Below are 18037 nucleotides of genomic sequence, written 5' to 3'. Positions count from 1 at the left end.
AGTCGCGATACAAGCTGTAATGATAATTGCTCTCAATAGTGTATCCGGGCGATTCATGGACACCGCGACTGACGGCCAGCAACAGCTTCATCTCCTGTACCGCGACCATCATGGTTGGCTGCAAGGCTGGCTGCGCAAGCGCCTGGGCGACCGTGAGCACGCCGCCGACGTGGCGCAGGACACCTTCCTGCGCCTGCTGGTGTCGGGGCGTATTCCCGGGGCCAAGGAGAGCCGCAGCTACCTGACGCAGATCGCGCGCAACCTGGTGATCGATCAATGGCGGCGCCTGCGCATCGAGCGCGCCTATCTGCAAAGCATTGCCCACCTGCCGGAGCCCGAGTCGCCGTCCCTGGAAACCCGCGCATTGATCCTCGAAACCCTGATGCAGATCGATGCCATGCTCGACCGCATGCCCGAGAACGTGCGCCGGGCGTTCCTGTTGTCGCAGTTCGAAGGCCTGACCTACGCGCAGATCGCCGAGCGCCTGGGGGTAACGATCAGCTCGGTGCAGAAGTACATGACCCGCGCGATCATCGCCTGCTACCAGGTGGCTTACGAAGAATGAGAGCCCGCCATGACGCGCCGATTGCCCAGGCCGTGGTCGAACAGGCCAGCGAGTGGTTGATGCTGCAATGGGGTGGCGAATTCGACGGGGCCCAGCGCCAGGCCTTTGCCCATTGGCAGGCCGCTGACCCGGAGCATCGTCGCGCCTGGCAGCGGTTGCAGCAGTTGCAGCAGACCTTGGGCGGCGTACCCGCAGACAGCGCCCGCGCGGTGTTGCGCGACGCGCCGGACCCACAGCGTCGGGCTGCGTTGAAACTGCTCGGACTGTTGCTGGTAGCCGGTGGCAGCGGCTACCTGGTGCAGGGCAGCCAGCCGTGGCAGGCGGCGTTTGCCGAGCACCGCACCGCCACGGGCGAAATTCGCCACCTGACCTTGAGCGACGGCACCCACCTGGACCTCAACAGCGACAGTGCCATCGACCTGCGCTTTAGTGCCACTGAGCGGCGCATCCGCCTGATTCGTGGCGAGATCCTGCTGACCAGCGGCCACGACCCGTCCCGCCCGCTGATCGTCGAAACCGCTGCGGGCGATATCCAGGCCCTGGGCACCCGCTTTGCCGTGCGCGAACTGGACGACGGCAGCCGCGTCGACCTGTATGAAGGGCGCCTGCAGGTGCGCCCGGTACAGGGTGTGCCGGTGCTGATGAACGCGGGTGACAGCCTGTGGTTCAGTGCAACGCAGACCTCGGCAGTGACTGCGCTGGATGCCAACGCCAGCAGCTGGGCCCAGCACCGTCTGATTGCCGAGCGCCAGCCGCTGGGGCGTTTTGTGGCTGAACTGAGCCGTTATCGGCCGGGGGTGTTGCGCTGTGACGAGGCCGTGTCCGGGCTGTTGCTGACCGGTGTGTTTCCGCTCAATGACACCGATGCGATCCTCACCGCCCTTGAGCGCTCATTGCCGGTACGGGTGCATGCGGTGACGCGCTATTGGGTCACCCTAAAAGCCAGGGTTTGAGTCGATCAACGGTGGGAGCGGGCTTGCCTGCGATAGCGGTGTATCAGTGACAGATGGGCTAACCGACCCACCTCTATTGCAGGCAAGCCAGCTCCCACATTGATGGTGTTTTGGTGTGGAAAGTCAGTGGCCGCATTTTTTTTGATTTTCTTTTGTCGGTTTTTCAATCCCGTCCGGGATACCTCTTGAAAGCCAATCAAGAAGCGTTCTCACGGGGAGTCCTGCAATGCCGCACCACCCAATCCAACCCCTGGCCCGCGCCCTGCGCCGTGGCCTGTTTGTCAGTGTGCTGGCGACTGTGCCGCTCGTCCCGACCCTGGTCCAGGCCCAGGAGAGCGCTGGCGAAGCCTTGCGCCAATACAACATCCCTGCTGGCAGCCTGGACCAGGCGTTGAACCGTTTCGCCAGCGCTTCGGGGATTTTGCTCTCGGTGGATGCATCACTGACTGCCGGCAAACGCAGCCCTGGCTTGCAGGGCCGCTATGCCACCGGGCCGGGCTTGGAGCGCTTGTTGGCCGGCAGCGGCCTGGTGGCGCTGCAGTCGGGCGGCGGCTGGTCGGTGCAGGCGCTGTCGGGGGACGGTTCGGTGCAGTTGGGCGCAACCCAGATCAGCGCCCAGCAGGCCCAGGAAAACGCCTGGGGCCCGGTCGACGGCATCGTCGCCACCCGCAGTGCCACGGGCAGCAAGACCGATGCGGCGCTGGTGGAAATCCCCCAGACCATCAACGTGATCACCGCTGCCGAAATCAAGGCGCGCGGCGCGCAAAGCGTGACCCAGGCGCTGCTGTACACCCCCGGCATGAGCGCCGGGGGGTTCTCCGACCGGGTCAAGCTGTTCGACGAGCCGACATCCCGTGGCTTCTCGCCCACCCCCTTGTACCTCGACGGCCTGCACCTGCCTTACGGCGGCGGCAGTACCGGCGGTGCGTTGCAGATCGAGCCCTATTCCCTGGAGCGCATCGAAGTGCTCAAGGGCCCGGCATCGGTGCTGTACGGGCACAACCAGCCGGGCGGCATCGTCAATATGGTCAGCAAGCGCCCCAGCGAGACCCCGGTGCGCCAGGTGGTGCTCGAAGCCGGCACCTACGAACACAAAAGCGCGGCCATTGACCTTAGCGGCCCGCTGGATGATCAAGGGCAATTCTTCTATCGCCTCACCGGGCGCCTCAAGGACGAGCAGGGCGAGATCGACTACTTCGAAAACCGCCGCCAATTCATTGCGCCGAGCCTGACCTGGCGGCCCAACGACGACACCAGCCTGACCCTGTTCGCCCAGTACCAGAAAGACAAGGGCGTGCCCGAGGCCCAGGGCCTGCCGGCGTCCGGCACGATCTGGCGCAACCCCAACGGCAAGATCGACCGTGATGTGTTTATCGGCGAGCCGGGCGTCAACAAGTACAACCGCGAACAATTCGCCTTCGGCTACGAGTTGTCCCATCGGCTGAACGACACCTGGACCCTCAAGCAAAACGCGCGCTATGCCGAAGTGGACGACCGCTACAGGGCGCCGTTGCACGGCTACCGTTTTGTCGCCAACCCGGCCACTGGCGCGATGGATCAACGCTACCTGCAACGTTTCGGCGTGGACTGGAGGCAGAACAACAAAGTGATTGGCGTGGATAACATCGCCCAGGCCGAATTCATCACTGGCGAGTTCTCCCACACCCTGATCGTGGGCCTGGATTACTACCACTCCAACTCCAGGTTCCTCGGCCTTTATGACCGCAACCCGCCGATCATCGATCTGTTCAACCCGGTGTATGGCCAGCCGCTGAACTTCGGCCAGCCCTATCGCTGGGACAACACCATCACCCAGACCGGCCTGTATGTGCAGGACCAGATCAAGTGGGACAAATGGGCACTGGTGCTGGGTGGGCGCTATGACTGGGCCAATGTGGTCAACAAGGCGCCGCTGAGCGACGACCGCACCAGCAGCAAGGACCAGGCCTTCACCGGCCGCGCGGGCCTGGTGTACCTGTTCGATAACGGCCTGGCGCCGTTTATCAGCTACTCGGAGTCCTTCCTGCCGCTGTCCGGCACCGATGCCAACCAGAAACCCTTCGACCCGTCCACCGGCAACCAGTACGAAGTCGGCGTGAAGTACCAGCCCCCGGGCCAGGAAAGTTTTGTGCAGGTCTCGGTCTATCAACTGGACCAGGAAAACATCCTGACGGCCAATCCGCCGAGCAACTTCAGTAGCCAGAGCGGCGCCATGCGCTCGCGCGGCGTCGAGTTCGAAGCCAAGGCCGTGTTGAACGATTCCTGGGATGTGGTCGCTTCGGCGGCGCGCAACGACATCAAGTACACCAAGGACAACGAAGGTCGCGAAGGCCGCCACCCGGCCGGTATCTCACCCCTGACGGCGGCGCTGTGGGTCAACTACACCGTGATCGGCGACACCCCCCTGGCCGGCCTCGGCGCAGGCCTGGGCGCCCGCTACTCGCGCAGCAGCATGGGTGACTACTTTGCCGGCGCGTTCACCGTGCCGTCCTACACCGTCTACGATGCCAGCCTGAGCTACGACCTGAGCGCCTCGCCCCTGAAACTCAAAGGCGTGAAGCTGGCGATGAACGTGCAGAACCTTGCCAACAAGACCTACGTATCGCAGTGCACCAGCGACCTGGATTGCTACTACGGCGAAGGGCGTACGGTGGTGTCGAGCCTGACTTACGACTGGTAAGACGCTATCCCCTGTAGGAGCCGGCAAGCCGGTTCCTACAGGGATCAACCTGGATTCTGCAAAAACACCACATACCCCCGAAACCACTCGCTCCCCTGCAAATACCCCGGCTCCTGCCATTCCCCGCCCTGGATCAAGCCGATCTTGAACGGCATTCCCAGTCGGTTCATCCGGGGCAGGTACGCCGCGTAATCGGGGATGCTGTGGCGGCCCTGATAGGTCTGCACCACCACTTCATCCACTACGCCCTTAAGCTGGGCGATGGCGGCCGGGTCGGCGTTGCTGCTCCAGTCCATCAGGCCGGTGATGCTCAGGCGCAACTCCTTCGGCAAGCGCTGGCGCAGGTCTTTGAGGAAGGTGGCGTATTCGTGCAGGTATTGGGTGCGGGCGTCGAAGTCGATCTGGATCCCGACCACCGGGTTGCCCGCTGCGCGCCAGCGTTGCACCTGCCCGAGCATTTTTGTGTAGACCGGTTCTGGCCAGCGCAAGGTATGGGTGCGGTACACGATCCACACTTCGCCCTGGCGGATGCGCGGCACGCTCATGCCCTGGGCGATGAACTGCACGCCGCGTTCGGGCTGGCGGCGGGTCGAGTTGATCTGGCCCTGGAGGATGTACAGGGTCTTGGCCTGCTTGAGCACCGGCTGTGGCGCGACGCCGCTCCACAGCCAGAAGGCTTCATGGTCGCGGGCGTCGACTGCGCCGAAGGCCGGGCTCGCCAGTACCAGCAGCGCCAGCCACAAGCCTTTCACCGGCTTACCAGTAGTACTGCAGCGATTTGCCCCACTGGGTGTCGGCAAACCCGGTTTTCAACTGGCGGAACCAGCCCTTGCGCACGGCCTTGTCCACATCTTCGCCACCGCAGCTGTTATAGCCCGAAGGCGCATAGCAGTTGATCGCCCGGAACAGTGCATAGGCCTTGTCGTCACGGGGCGCCTTGGGGTTGGCGATCACTTGTTGGTAGCCCTCGAGCCGCGAGAAGGTTTCCCCGGTGAAGCCCGATGCAGTGCTGCCCAGGCTGCCGGCCGAGCGGGCCTGTTCCAGGGGCATATCGTCCAGGCCGTTGCGCAGGATGAACTCACCCAGGCAGTTGAGGCCGTGTGGGTTTTTCGGGTCGTCCTGCAAGGTGCTGGCGGTTTGCGCGATGGTCGGGCAGGTGTAGCCGGAGGCGGCCTTGTCGCCGCTCCAGCGGAACAGGGTCAGTGCCTGGCCACCGTCGTACACATAGCCCAGGCTGGTGCCGAGCTTGTCTGCGGCAGGGGCGGCCGGCAGTTGCTGCAAGTCTTGGGCAAAGGTCGCGAACTGGCCCCGCAGCAGGTCTTTGTAGAGCAACACAAATTGCGCGGTACTGCGCTCCAGCGGGTCGCTGGCCTGGCTGATCTGCTGGCGCAGCAACTCGGGCCCGGCCACGCTGCGCAACAGGATATAGCGCACTTGCTGGGTCTGGATCGGCGAGTCGGCAGCGAACACCTTGGCCAATTGGCCGCTGCGTTCGTAGTTCATCGCCAGGGCCAGCTCCACTTGATCGCGCTGCAAGGGCTGCTTGGCCAGTGGCAGCAGTTGCAGCCACAGTGCCTCGGCGCCTTTCCAGTCCTGCTTGGCTTGCAGGGCCAGGCCGCGCAGGGTTTGCTGGCTGAATGCCAGGTAATCCAGGCTCGCTGGCAGCTCCTGTGGCAGATGCTTCAACGCCTGGTCTGGCTGGTGCTCGACATACAGGGCGAACGCCGCCTGCAAGTAGTCGTACAGCGCAGGCTCGTTGGCAAACGCGGCCTTTTGTCCGTCGAGGGTGGCGCGGGTCAGCTTGGGCGGGTTGTTGGCGCGCATCCACATCAGGTCGTTGATCGCCAGTAACAAGGGGTTGCGGATGGTCTCGGCGTAGCTGGTCAGCAGCTTGTTGTCGGTTTCTTCCACCAGCTCATCGATGGAGCCATTGCGCTCGGCATCGCTGGCCTCGGTCAGTTGCCAGGCGTAGTCGTCGGCCAGTTTGGTCGCATCGCCAGCCAGCCAATGCACCCGGCGCAGCAGGCCACGAGCGGAAGGGGCGTATTCACCCTGTGGATAAGTGTTCAGGTAGCTGAGGAAACTGTGCTCGGCTTCGTCCAGCGCAGACTTATCCACAGCCTGGCGCTGGGGCAAGCCGTACTCGTCAAACGCATTTTCCTGGGCATGGTTGAGGGACGCGCGGGCGATCATGTACACCGCCGTTTCCTTCAGCCACGGCAACGTGGTCAGGGTGACTGCGGCAAATCCACGCTCGGCATACACAAAGCGCCCGCTGTAAAAGTCGGAGGCGGCGAGCAGGTAGGTGGTCAGTTCGCGACCCTGGGTGGAAGTGATCAACTGCGGCTCCAGCAGCACCTCGCCCTGCCAGTCGCAGGTGCCGAGCAGTTTCAAGCGGGCATTGGCCAGCAGTACACGCTCATTCGCCGGCACATCGGCGTTGGTCACTTGGCGCACAAAGTCGGTGGCGCTCTGCACATTGTTACTGCGGCAACGGCTGCCTTCGCCCCACAAAAACTGGTCGCCCGCCGCCGCCGTGACCTCGTGCTGGATGCCCAGCGCGGCCAACAACTGCGCAAGCTGCGCGCCTTGTTCTGCGGGCGTCTGCCCCTCGGGCGGGCGGGGCACCAGGCGATACACCGGGAACGGCACCGGGCCGAAGCCCTGGGCCAGGTCATCTTCACCCAGCGGATTGGGGGTCAGGGGCGCGTTCTTTTTTGCCGCGAGCAACAGGCGCAGGTTGGTCCGGCTGTCGTTGCCGGGGCTCAGGAACGGCATGTTGCTGCAAGCGGTCAGCGAATCCTGGGACACGCGCCAGTCGGGGTAGCACGAGTCGTCGCCACTGGCCTGGGCCTGCAGGGATACGCCGGCACACAGTGCCAGGGTCAGGGATGACAGAAGACCGATGCGCATGAATTGTCCTTATTCCGGGAGTCCGTGGATGCCGCTGGGCGGAAGGTGAAGATGATAACGTGAACATTGCAAAATGTTGCACGTATGGCCGCCAATCTGTGGGTTTTATCGGTCTAGACTGTGGGCAATTACCTCGTCTTGGAGTTGTCATGGAATCGCCTGTTCACAGCCTGCCGTCGTTGTTCAAACAGCTCGGACTGGCCGATGATGCCATCAGCATTGAGCGTTTTGTCGCCGTGCATTCACCGCTCAAGGCAGAGTTGAAACTCGAAGATGCGTTTTTCTGGACGCCGAGCCAGAAGGCGTTTTTGCGCGAAGAAATCCTGGAGGATGCGGATTGGGCGGAAGTGGTGGATGAGTTGAATGTGCTGCTGCGCAGCGGTCGTGCTTAAGCGAACGCACTGTGCAAGACAACGGCAATCGAATGTGGGAGCTGTCGAGCCCCAGCGAGGCTGCGATAGCGGTGGGTGAGCCACCATCCATGCACGCAGTGCCACTGCCATCGCAGCCTCGCCAAGGCTCGACAGCTCCCACAGGGTGACGCGGTATGTGGGTGTCCCACCGCCTATCTGTGAATTTGTATCAAAACTTGACGAGATTCCATTCCTTGATCATATTGATAGTTAGCAAACTAACTGTATGCGAATGATCTCGTGCCCCAAACCCTCGAAACCCTACATATGAGCCTCAGCAGCAGCATGGTCGCAGGCGCCCGTCACTGGCGCAAAATCTGCCAGACCACGCTGGTGAGCTACGGTATTTCCGAAGCCTGTGCGGTGCCTTTACTGATGATCGGCCGTCTTGGCGACGGCGTGCATCAAGTCAAGGTGGCCCAGGCCTCGGGGATGGAAAGCCCATCCCTGGTGCGCCTGCTGGACCAACTGTGCAGCGCAGGTTATGTGTGCCGCGCCGAAGACCTGCACGACCGCCGCGCCAAGGCCTTGAGCCTGACCGAACGGGGCCGGGAGTTGGTACAGGCCGTTGAAGCACAATTGGTGCGCCTGCGCCGTGAAGTGCTGGCAGATATTGCCCCTGCCGACCTGGAGGCAGCGTTGCGGGTACTGCGCGCTTTCGAAGACGCCAGCCAGCCGCCCGTGGTCGTGGCTTCTTGAACGGATTTTTTACCGGCATGCCGCCGGCCCGGGATTGGTTCTACGGCGTGCGCACTTTCGCCGCCTCCATGATTGCCCTGTACATCGCCATGCTCATGCAAATGCCGCGTCCGTATTGGGCGATGGCCACGGTGTATATCGTTTCCAGCCCGTTTGTCGGGCCCACCAGCTCCAAGGCCTTGTACCGTGCGATCGGCACCTTTCTGGGGGCGATGGCGGCGGTGTTTTTCGTGCCGATGTTTGTGCAGACGCCGTTCCTGCTGGTGGTGGTGATTGCACTGTGGACTGGCATTCTGCTGTTTCTGTCCCTGCATTTGCGCACCGCCAACAGCTACGCGTTGATGCTGGCGGGTTACACCTTGCCGTTGATCGCCCTGCCGGTGGTGGATAACCCCCTGGCGGTGTGGGATGTGGCCGAGGCGCGCACCGAAGAGATCTTCCTTGGCATCGCCGTGGCGGCGGTGGTCGGCGCGATGTTCTGGCCACGGCGCCTGGCGCCGGTGTTCGATGATTCGGTGCGCAAATGGTTTGCCGACGCGACGGTCTACAGCCAGCGCTTCCTCACGCGTAATGTGCAGCCCGAAGAAGTCAGCAGCCTGCGCGGCGGCATGGTCGCGACCTTCAACACCCTGGAATTGATGATCGGCCAACTGCCCCACGAAGGCGCGCGGCCACAAACGGTGCGCAACACCAAGGAACTGCGCGGGCGCATGATCCATCTGTTGCCGGTGGTGGATGCCCTGGATGACGCGCTGTATGCCCTGGAGCGCCGCACCCCGGAGTTGGTCAGCAAGTTTGCGCCGCTGCTGGCGGCCACCACCGAGTGGCTGCAAAGCACCGCCAGTGAGGCGTCGGTGGAACGCTGGCGCGCCCTGCGTGACCAGCTCGAAGCCCTGCAACCCGACGCCGAGGCCCTGGACGATCGCTATCAGTTGCTGTTTTCCAACGCGCTGTATCGCCTTGGCGAGTGGATCGACCTGTGGCAAGACTGCCGCAGCCTGCAAGCTGCCATCCACAGCGAAAGCCAGGCCCCGTGGCGCGCGGTCTACCGCCATTGGCGCCTGGGCCGGCTGACGCCGTTTCTTGACCGTGGCCTGATGTTCTACTCGGCGTTTTCCACGGTCAGCGCGATCATCGTCGCCTCGGTGCTGTGGATTCTGCTGGGCTGGACCGACGGCGGCAGCGCGGTGATCCTCGCGGCGGTAGCGTGCAGTTTCTTCGCCTCGATGGACGACCCGGCGCCGCAGATCTACCGGTTCTTTTTCTGGACCGCGATGTCGGTGCTGTTCGCCAGCCTCTACCTGTTTCTGATCCTGCCCAACCTGCATGATTTCCCGATGCTGGTGCTGGCGTTCGCGGTGCCCTTTATCTGGGTCGGCACCCTGACGGTGCAACCGCGCTTCTACCTGGGCATGCTGCTGACCATCGTCAACACCTCGTCCTTTATCAGCATCCAGGGCGCCTATGACGCGGATTTTCTGAGCTTCGCCAACTCCAACCTCGCCGGCCCCGTGGGCTTGCTGTTTGCCTTTGTCTGGACCCTGATTGCACGGCCCTTTGGCGCCGAACTGGCGGCCAAGCGCCTGACCCGTTTCAGCTGGCGCGATATCGTCGGGCTCACGCAGCCGGCGACCCTCGCCGAGCACCGGCGCCTGGGCGTGCAAATGCTCGACCGCCTGATGCAGCACCTGCCGCGCCTGGCCATGACCGGCCAGGACACCGGCGTCGCCCTGCGCGAGCTGCGCGTGGCGCTGAACCTGCTCGACCTGCTGGCCTACGCACCCCGCATCCTGGGCGTGCCACGGGTGTTGCTCGACCAGGTGGTGGCGGAGGTCGGCGAGTACTTCAAGGCGTGCCTGAAAGCCGGTGAACGCCTGCCGGCTCCCAGCGGTCTGCTGATGACCCTGGACCGCACCCGCCGCGCCCTCAATGGCCAGGGCCTGCAAGGCGAGGGCGAAACCCGCCTGCACCTGCTGCACGCCCTCAGCGGTTTGCGCCTGGCGTTGTTGCCCGGCGTGGAGTTTGTCAGCACAGGCGAGATGGACGCGCCGTTACCCGATGGAGCGCCTCTATGATCGGTGACCTGGATATCAGCGGGGTATTCCTGCCCACCCTGCTGGTGCTGATGGGCATTACGTATGGCTTTTACCTGGTGGTGCACGGGCTGTTGAACCGCGTCCACTTCTATCGCCTGGTCTGGCACCGGGCATTATTCAATGTGGCTCTCTACGCGCTGTTGCTGGGCGCTGTGGACTCACTCAGTCGATACCTGATGACATGAAAAAACCTTTTTTGACGATTGGCCGTGTGGTCCTGACATTACTGGTAGTGACCTTCGCCTGCGTCGTGGTCTGGCGCATGGTGATGTACTACATGTTCGCGCCCTGGACCCGCGACGGGCATATCCGCGCCGACATCGTGCAGATCGCCCCGGACGTGTCCGGGCTGATCCAGCAAGTGGACGTGCGCGACAACCAGTTGGTAACCCGTGGCCAGGTGCTGTTTTCGGTGGACCAGGACCGCTTCAAGCTCGCCCTGCGCCAGGCCCAGGCGGCCGTGGCCGACCGCCAGGAAACCCTGGCCCAGGCCCAGCGCGAAGCCAAGCGCAACCGTGGCCTGGGCAACCTGGTGGCCAGCGAGCAACTGGAAGAAAGCCAGTCCCGCGTGGCCCGCGCCCAGTCGGCCCTGGCCGAAGCGCAGGTAACGGTGGACAGCGCCCAGCTCAACCTCGACCGCTCGGTGATCCGCAGCCCGGTGGACGGCTACGTCAACGACCGTGCGCCTCGGGCCCAGGAGTTCGTGACCGCCGGGCGCCCGGTGTTGTCGGTGGTGGACAGCAACTCCTTCCACATCGACGGCTACTTTGAAGAGACCAAGCTGGACGGCATCCATGTCGGCCAACGCGTGGATATCCGCGTGATTGGCGACAACGCGCGCTTGCGCGGGCATGTGCAGAGCATCGTCGCCGGCATCGAAGACCGCGACCGCACCAGCGGCTCCAACCTGCTGCCCAACGTCAACCCGGCGTTCAGTTGGGTGCGCCTGGCCCAGCGGATTCCGGTGCGTATTGCCTTTGATGATGTGCCGGCGGATTTCCGCATGATCGCCGGGCGCACGGCCACCGTCTCGATCATCGATGACCAGCCCAAGGCCGGAGACCAGCCATGAAGCAACTGCTGGCGACCGCAGGGCTGGGGCTGCTGCTGTCGGCCTGCCAGGTGGTAGGCCCGGATTACCAGTTGCCGGACCAAGCGGCGATCAACCGTGGCGACCTGCAAGGCCAATTGGCCGGGCAGGGCAGTCATGTGGTCTCGGCCCCGGTGCCCGCCGACTGGTGGAAGCTGTATCAGGACCCGCGCCTGGATGAACTGGTGCGCCAGGCCATGGCCTCCAACACCGACCTGCGCGTGGCGGCAGCCAACCTGCAACGGGCGCGTTTCCAGGTGCAGGAAGCGCAATCGGCGGGCGGCTGGAGCGGCGGGGTCAAGCTTGGCGCCCAGCGTTTGCAGGAGTCCGGCGAGGCCTTTTTGCAGGCCAATAAAGTGCCGGTGGCGAATGTCGGTGATATCGGCATCACCACCTCCTATCAGTTCGACCTGTTCGGCACCCTGCAGCGCGGCATCGAAGGCGCCCAGGCCAATGCCGACGCGACCCAGGCTGCCGTCGATACCGCGCGCATCACCCTGGTGGCGGACGTGGTGCGCTCCTACACCCAGGTGTGCGCGGCCAACGAAGAGCTGCACATCGCCCAACAGTCCCTCGACCTGCAAGCCCAGAGCACGCGCCTGACCCAGCGCCTGCGCGATGCCGGGCGGGGCGATGAAACCCAGGTCACCCGCTCGCAAACCCAATTCAAGTCTCTGCGCGCCGAACTGCCGCGCTTTGAGGCGGCGCGCCAGGCGGGGTTGTTCCGCCTGTCGATGCTCCTGGCCAAGCCCCTGGACCAATTGCCGACCGGCACCCGCGATTGCGCCCAGTTGCCGCAGATTGCCCAACTGCTACCGGTGGGCGACGGCGCAACCCTGCTCAAGCGCCGCCCCGACGTGCGCCAGGCCGAACGCCGGTTGGCGGCGGCGACGGCGGGCATTGGCGTGGCCACCGGCGAGCTGTACCCGGATATCAGCATCGGCGCCTCCATTGGCACCGTGGGCATTATCGACAACCTCGGCAAACCGGCCACCAACCGCTGGGGTTTCGGCCCCTTGTTGAGCTGGACGGTGCCATCCAACGGCTCGCGTGCGCGCATCCACGAAGCCGAAGCCGCGACCCAGGGCGCCCTGGCGCACTTTGACGGGGTGGTGCTCAATGCCATCCGCGAGACCCAGACCGGGCTTGCGCAATACACCGCCCAATTGCAGCGCCGCGATGCCCTGGCCGAGGCCGAGCAGTCGGCGCAACAGGCCGCCGACCAGACGCACCGCTTCTTCCAGGCCGGCCGCGAGTCGTTTCTCGCCGACCTGCAGGCCACGCGCACCTACACCGATATGCGCGCGCAACTGGCCCAGGCCAATAGCCAGGTGGCAATGAGCCAGATCGACCTGTTCCTGGCCCTGGGCGGCGGTTGGGAAAGCGGACGAACGCAAGGTACGGAACCCGGCAAACCCTGAGGCGGTTGCTATGCTTTGATCAGACGGGCTTGCGTGATGGCCCGCTGATCACTGCCTGCGTTGCTCATGGGGATTCCAATAATGAAAAACCCTTATGCTCCCGCTTTCTGGTGCGTGCTCTTCGCACTGGTGTTGTTATCGGCGACTTACTTCTACGGTGTCATGCTGGCCCATCAACTGGATAAGGCCATGGTGTTCCTCGACAGCGCCTGCGCGTTGATCGCCGCATTGTCCGTGGGCGTGGTGGCCTGGGCGTCGTACCAGGGCCAGCGGACCCAGAAGAAAATCCTCGAGCAAGGCAAGACGCGGGTGGCGATCTGGGACACCAAGGTTGCCCTGCGCCGGGTCGAAACCGTGTTCGACCGCTATTTTTGGGGTAGCTACTGGCAGCCGGGGCGTACGTTCCAGGAAGTCATGGGCGAACTGACCGGCACCCCCCTGGAAAAAAGCCTCGAAGCCTTGAAGAAACAATGCGTGGTACTCGACCGGCAAGTGGCTGAAGGACGGCATTGGCTGAACAACGCCCGGGAGCTGTCAGACGTTGCCACCGCCATGGCCCGCGAGCGTTACCAGCTGGACTTCTACGACCCCAAGGCCGACACACCGGGCAATGCGGTGATTCATCGCGAGTTTGAAGTGCTGGTGTACACCTGGACCGCACGGCTGAAGAGCTTCGATCACCAGCTCGACGAGATCGAGATGGAATACTCCTGACCCCCACCGCCCCCTGTAGGCGCCGGCTTGCCGGCGAGACGACCTTGAGCCCTGCGCCGCCCATTCGGCCGCCATCGCCGGCAAGCCGGGGGCGTGTGTATGGCGGGCCTTGCGACAAGCCCCCTTGCCAGTGCTAACCTTGCCCCGATTTTCGGCGGGCTTGAGCCGACGCCCCACTTCGGGGTTCAGGGAAGACAGCCCACTTCGCACAGGATTGGATCAGGACACTTCATGAATAAATCAGCCGTTGTACTCTTGGGTTTTGTTGCCGCCGTCGGCGTGGTCAGTGCTGGCGGTGCCTGGTACACCGGCAGCCAGTTGGAAGGGGTGCTGAAAACCACGATCGAAGACGCCAACAAGGAGATGGAACGCTCCCTGGCCGGTGTCGATGGCCGCATGATCCTGGAGATGGTCTCCCTGGACCGCGGCTGGTTCAGCAGCACCGGCCACTTCCGTCTCAAGGCTGAAGGTGCGGCATTCGGTGAACAGTTCAAAGACAGCGAACTGCTGTTTGTCGACCGTATCGAACACGGCCCGCTGCCCTTCTCGCGCCTGGTAACCCTGAAGTGGTGGCCGGTGCTGGCTACCAGCCATTTGGCGCTTGAGAAGAACCCGACCACCGAAAAATGGTTCGCCGCCACCAAGGACGTTTCGCCGGTCAAGGGCGTGGCCAACATCGGCTTCAACCGTTCGGTCAACGGCAACCTGGAGCTGCTGCCCCTGGAGTACAAGGACGGCACCACCAGTGTCACCTTCTCCGGCCTGAACATGGACTACTTCAACACCGAAAAGGCGACAGAGATCAAGGTCGACGGTTACATGGACGCCCTCAAGGTCTCCCTGGTCGACCCCAAGGGGGCACCGTTCCAGGCAGAGCTCAATGGCTTGACCCTCGCCAGTAACTTGACCAAGAGCAACTTCGGCTTTTATGTCGGCCAGAATACCGTCGTGTTGAGCAACAGCACGTTCACCTTTGGCCCGGAACAAGCCGTGCTGACTGTCAAAGGTTTTGAGCAGAAAGACAGCAGCGATACCAAGGACAACAACCTCAGCGGTCGCGTCGACTACAAAATCACCGAGATCGGATACCAGGGCAAACCCGTGGGTTCGGCGGCCATGGCCGTGAGCGTCAAGAACATCGACGTGCCATCGACCATGGTGCTGACCAAGCTCTATCAGGACAAGATGCAACCGGTGCAGGCTGCCCAGGCTGCCGGCCAACCGATCCCAGAACTGCAACTGAGCGAAGCCGAGCAAGTGCTGGCCCAGGCCAACGTTGACCTGCTGCTGGCCGCCAAGCCGCAAGTGGCCCTGGAAAACCTGTCCCTGAAGACCGCCAATGGCGAAAGCCGCTTCAACCTGGTGGTGGACCTGACCAAGCCGTCCACCATGGAGCTGCCGCCGGTTGAACTGGCCAAGCAGATGATTACCCTGCTGGATGCCAACCTGACCCTGTCCAAGCCGATGATCTCTGATGTGGCTGCCCTGCAAGCGCAGATCGGTGGCGTGACCGACCCGAAAGCCATCGAGCAGCAATCGCAGATGGCCAGCGAGATGGTCAGCGGCATGGCTGTTGGCACGCAGTTGGCGACCCTGGAAGGCAACGACATCCTGGCCAAGCTGCACTACGCCAACAATGAAGTGACCTTCAATGGCCAGAAAATGACCGTCGAGCAGTTTATCGGCGGCGTACTGGGCAAACTGGGTGCGGTCAGCGGCGCGCAGTAAGGCCGCCCGCCCCCTGTAGAAATACGGTCTGTGTAGGAGCTGGCTTGCCGGCGATGGCATCACCTCGGTGTATCAGTGACACTGAGGTGATGCCATCGCAGGCAAGCCAGCTCCCACACAAGCCCCACATTTGATCTCCACCGGTTTGTAGGACGATTCTGAACAATTGTCCTGATTTGCCCTATTCCATATCCTTCTCAGGGATATTGCGCCCCAGGAAAGCTTGGCCGGGTCATCAGACACCGGCGGCCTGATGCGTGTTGTACAGGCGAACCTATCGCTACAGCTTTCCAAGTAAGGAAGCTGACGACATGTTGCGTAATTTCTCTCCCACTGGCCCTGGCCGCCTGCGTCTATTGATCGGCGCTGCCTTGTTGCTGCCGACTCTGGCCGTGGCCGATCCTGCCTATGATTCCGTGATTCGCCAGGCCCGTACCGGCAACTACACGCCGGCGCTCAACCTGCTGCGCCAATTGCCTGCCGAGCGCCAGACCTCTGGCCAGGTCAGCGATCACCTGCTGATTGCCAGTTGGGCGCGCCAGGATGACGAAGTGCTCAAGGTCTATGAGACCCAGGGGCGCCAGCGCCAACTGACCACCCAAGCGCTGACCACCGTGGCCCGCACCTACCGCAATCAACAGCGTTGGGCGCCCGCCGAGGCGGTGTATCGCCAGGCCTTGCTGCGTGAACCGAGCAACCCGGACCTGCAACTGGGCCTGGCCATGACCCTGGCCGATGGCGGCAAAACCGCCGAGGCCGTACAGCGTGCGCGCACCCTGGTGGCGGCCAAGCCTGAGGATGTCCAGCGCCGCATGGCCCTGGGCTACGCGTTGTCCCGTGCCGGGCAGCCCTATGATTCGCTGTTCGAATTCGACCAGGCGTTTATCCGCGCCGGCAACCAGCCCGAGGTGGTGCGCGAATACCTGATCGCCCTGCAACGTGCACGTATGCCGGAACCGGCCCTGCGCCTGAGCGCCCGCCACCCCGGCCTGCTGGACCCGGTGACCCAGCGCCGCCTGGAAGGTGACCTGGCTGCCGAACGCGTGCGCCTGGCTGAATTCCCGACGCGCAGTGAAAGCGAACGCTTTGTGATCGCCGACCGCGCCCTCAAGGATTACGACCAACTGCTCGCCACCTGGACCCCGGACGCCAGTGCCCATGATGATGTGGTGCGCTGGCGCATCGACCGCCTGGGCGCGCTCAAGGCTCGCGCACGTACCGCCGAGGTGCTCCACGACTACGAAGCCTTGCAAGCTCAAGGCGTGCAACTGCCCAACTACGCCCTGCGCTGGGTGGCCGCCGCCTACCTCGATCAACGCCTGCCGGAAAAGGCTGCGCCGCTGTATCGCCAGGCGGTGATTGCGCCGGACGCCGACCCCAGCAACCAAGTGGTCGACAGCACCGCGCTGTACTACTCCTTGCTGGAAAACGACCAGACCCGCGAAGCCCGCGCCGTCGCAAACGACCTGGCGAGCACGCAAAAACCTCGGGTTGAACTCAAGGGCCTGCCCCTCGGTAACCCCAACGATGCATGGTTGGCCGCCCAGCAACTGGCGGCCCAGGCCGCGACCTACGGCGCCGATCTGCCGACCAGTGAAAAAAGCCTTGAAACCCTGGTGCGCACCTCGCCTGGCAATGTCGGCATGCGTGTGGCCCAGGCGGACATGTTCCGCGCCCGCGCCTGGCCGCGGCGTGCCGAAGTTGCCCTCAAGAACGCCGAAAACCAGAACCCGCGCCATATCGACCTGGAAGTCTCCCAAGGCTACAACGCGCTGGATCTGCAGGAGTGGCGCCAGCTCAATGTGCTCGCCGATGACGTAGTCGCCCGCGCCCCGGACAATCGCCAGGTCCAACGCCTGCAGCGCCTGCGCAAGGTGCATGAGATGGCCGAGTTGCGCATCGAAGCCGAGACCGGCAAAAGCCATGGCGGCGGGGCGGTCTCCGGTAGTCGCGACTGGGGGATCGAAACCCTGCTCTACAGCCCGCCCATCGATGAAGACTGGCGGATATTCGGCGGTATCGGCTACGCCACCGCCGACTTTGAAGAAGGTACCGGCCACCACCGCTGGCAGCGCCTGGGTGTGGAGCGGCGTACCCGTGATATGACCCTGGAGGCCGAAGTCTCCAATCACTCCTACGGCAAAGGCACCAAGCAAGGTGCACGCCTGGCGATTGCCCGGGACATCAACGACCACTGGCAGTACGGGGGCAGCCTTGACTACCTGGCCGCCAGCACGCCGTTGCGCGCGCTCAATGCCAACGTCACCGCCAACGGCGGTAGCGGGTTTATCCGCTGGAGCGCCAACGAGAGCCGTGAGTGGAAACTGGCGCTGAGCCCGTCCCACTTCAGTGACGGTAACGACCGTGTCGAAGCGTCGCTCATCGGCCGTGAGGGCGTCTACCGCTCGCCGGGCGTGCAAGTGGACCTTGGCCTGGAAGTCGCCACCAGCCGCAACAGCAAGGAAGAAGCGGCGTATTTCAACCCGCGTTCAGACTTCAGCGTGCTGCCCACGGTGAGCGTCAACCATGTGCTTTATCACCGCTACGAAACCCAGTGGAGTCAGCAGTTCCAGGCCGGTGCGGGCACCTACAGCCAGCGTGATTACTCCACCGGCGCCATTGGTTTGCTCAGTTACGGCCAGCGTTATCGCTGGAACGACGTACTGGAGACCGGCGCCAACCTGAGCTGGATCAACCGACCTTATGACGGTGAGCGCGAAAGCGATGTGCGCCTGATCGTCGACCTCACTTACCGTTTCTAGAAG

Annotated in this window: 14 protein-coding genes; 12 read left to right on the top strand and 2 right to left on the bottom strand. The window is 63.5% G+C overall.

Going from position 1 to position 18037, the window contains the following annotated elements; translation table 11 throughout:
* Positions 1-55 precede the first annotated feature (55 nt).
* From HBO11_RS23085 to HBO11_RS23075, 3 genes are all read left to right on the top strand, one after another.
* The gene (locus HBO11_RS23085; protein ID WP_169953992.1) at positions 56-565 is read left to right on the top strand and encodes a sigma-70 family RNA polymerase sigma factor; all 510 of its coding nucleotides are present in this window, start codon (positions 56-58) and stop codon (positions 563-565) included.
* Positions 562-1518: a FecR domain-containing protein gene (locus HBO11_RS23080; RefSeq protein ID WP_169953991.1), complete on the top strand. Its 957-nt coding sequence runs from the start codon at positions 562-564 to the stop codon at positions 1516-1518. The genes HBO11_RS23085 and HBO11_RS23080 overlap by 4 nt, the downstream gene beginning before the upstream one ends.
* A gap of 226 nt (positions 1519-1744) precedes the next feature.
* Positions 1745-4198, top strand: coding sequence for a TonB-dependent siderophore receptor (locus HBO11_RS23075; RefSeq protein ID WP_169953990.1), 2454 nt, complete (start codon positions 1745-1747; stop codon positions 4196-4198).
* 44 nt (positions 4199-4242) lie between these two features.
* Here HBO11_RS23075 and HBO11_RS23070 read toward each other — a convergent pair whose 3' ends face one another.
* Together HBO11_RS23070 and HBO11_RS23065 are read right to left on the bottom strand one after the other, a co-directional pair.
* Positions 4243-4950 carry a DUF3142 domain-containing protein gene (locus HBO11_RS23070; RefSeq protein ID WP_169953989.1) on the bottom strand — a complete coding sequence of 236 codons (708 nt, stop codon included), beginning with the start codon at positions 4948-4950 and terminating at the stop codon, positions 4243-4245.
* 4 nt (positions 4951-4954) lie between these two features.
* A complete protein-coding gene (locus tag HBO11_RS23065; protein WP_169953988.1) occupies positions 4955-7111 on the bottom strand; it encodes an outer membrane assembly lipoprotein YfiO in 2157 nt (718 codons plus the stop codon).
* A gap of 149 nt (positions 7112-7260) precedes the next feature.
* Here HBO11_RS23065 and HBO11_RS23060 point away from each other — a divergent pair, with 149 nt between their 5' ends.
* From HBO11_RS23060 to pgaA, 9 genes are all read left to right on the top strand, one after another.
* Positions 7261-7503: a DUF2789 domain-containing protein gene (locus tag HBO11_RS23060; protein ID WP_169953987.1), complete on the top strand. Its 243-nt coding sequence runs from the start codon at positions 7261-7263 to the stop codon at positions 7501-7503.
* Between the two features lie 288 nt (positions 7504-7791).
* A complete protein-coding gene (locus HBO11_RS23055; protein ID WP_169953986.1) occupies positions 7792-8223 on the top strand; it encodes a MarR family transcriptional regulator in 432 nt (143 codons plus the stop codon).
* The gene (locus HBO11_RS23050) at positions 8220-10298 is read left to right on the top strand and encodes an FUSC family protein (protein ID WP_169953985.1); all 2079 of its coding nucleotides are present in this window, start codon (positions 8220-8222) and stop codon (positions 10296-10298) included. The genes HBO11_RS23055 and HBO11_RS23050 overlap by 4 nt, the downstream gene beginning before the upstream one ends.
* Positions 10295-10504, top strand: coding sequence for a DUF1656 domain-containing protein (locus HBO11_RS23045; RefSeq protein WP_029298814.1), 210 nt, complete (start codon positions 10295-10297; stop codon positions 10502-10504). The genes HBO11_RS23050 and HBO11_RS23045 overlap by 4 nt, the downstream gene beginning before the upstream one ends.
* Entirely contained in the window at positions 10501-11391 is an 891-nt protein-coding gene (locus HBO11_RS23040; protein WP_169953984.1) for an efflux RND transporter periplasmic adaptor subunit, read from the top strand. The genes HBO11_RS23045 and HBO11_RS23040 overlap by 4 nt, the downstream gene beginning before the upstream one ends.
* Complete coding sequence (locus tag HBO11_RS23035; protein WP_169953983.1) at positions 11388-12830, top strand: efflux transporter outer membrane subunit; 1443 nt, start codon at positions 11388-11390, stop codon at positions 12828-12830. Before HBO11_RS23040 ends, HBO11_RS23035 begins: the two co-directional genes overlap by 4 nt.
* Positions 12831-12911: 81 nt before the next feature.
* On the top strand, positions 12912-13544 hold the full coding sequence (locus tag HBO11_RS23030; RefSeq protein ID WP_169953982.1) for an NADH:ubiquinone oxidoreductase subunit N: 633 nt from the start codon (positions 12912-12914) through the stop codon (positions 13542-13544).
* Positions 13545-13775: 231 nt separating this feature from the next.
* A complete protein-coding gene (locus HBO11_RS23025; protein WP_170058993.1) occupies positions 13776-15272 on the top strand; it encodes a YdgA family protein in 1497 nt (498 codons plus the stop codon).
* A 311-nt stretch (positions 15273-15583) separates the two neighbouring features.
* A complete protein-coding gene (gene pgaA, locus HBO11_RS23020; RefSeq protein WP_169953980.1) occupies positions 15584-18034 on the top strand; it encodes a poly-beta-1,6 N-acetyl-D-glucosamine export porin PgaA in 2451 nt (816 codons plus the stop codon).
* Positions 18035-18037 lie beyond the last annotated feature (3 nt).

The organism is Pseudomonas sp. WS 5010, assembly GCF_012985565.1.
Taxonomy (GTDB): Bacteria; Pseudomonadota; Gammaproteobacteria; order Pseudomonadales; family Pseudomonadaceae; genus Aquipseudomonas.
This window is presented reverse-complemented; position numbering and strand designations above follow the sequence as displayed.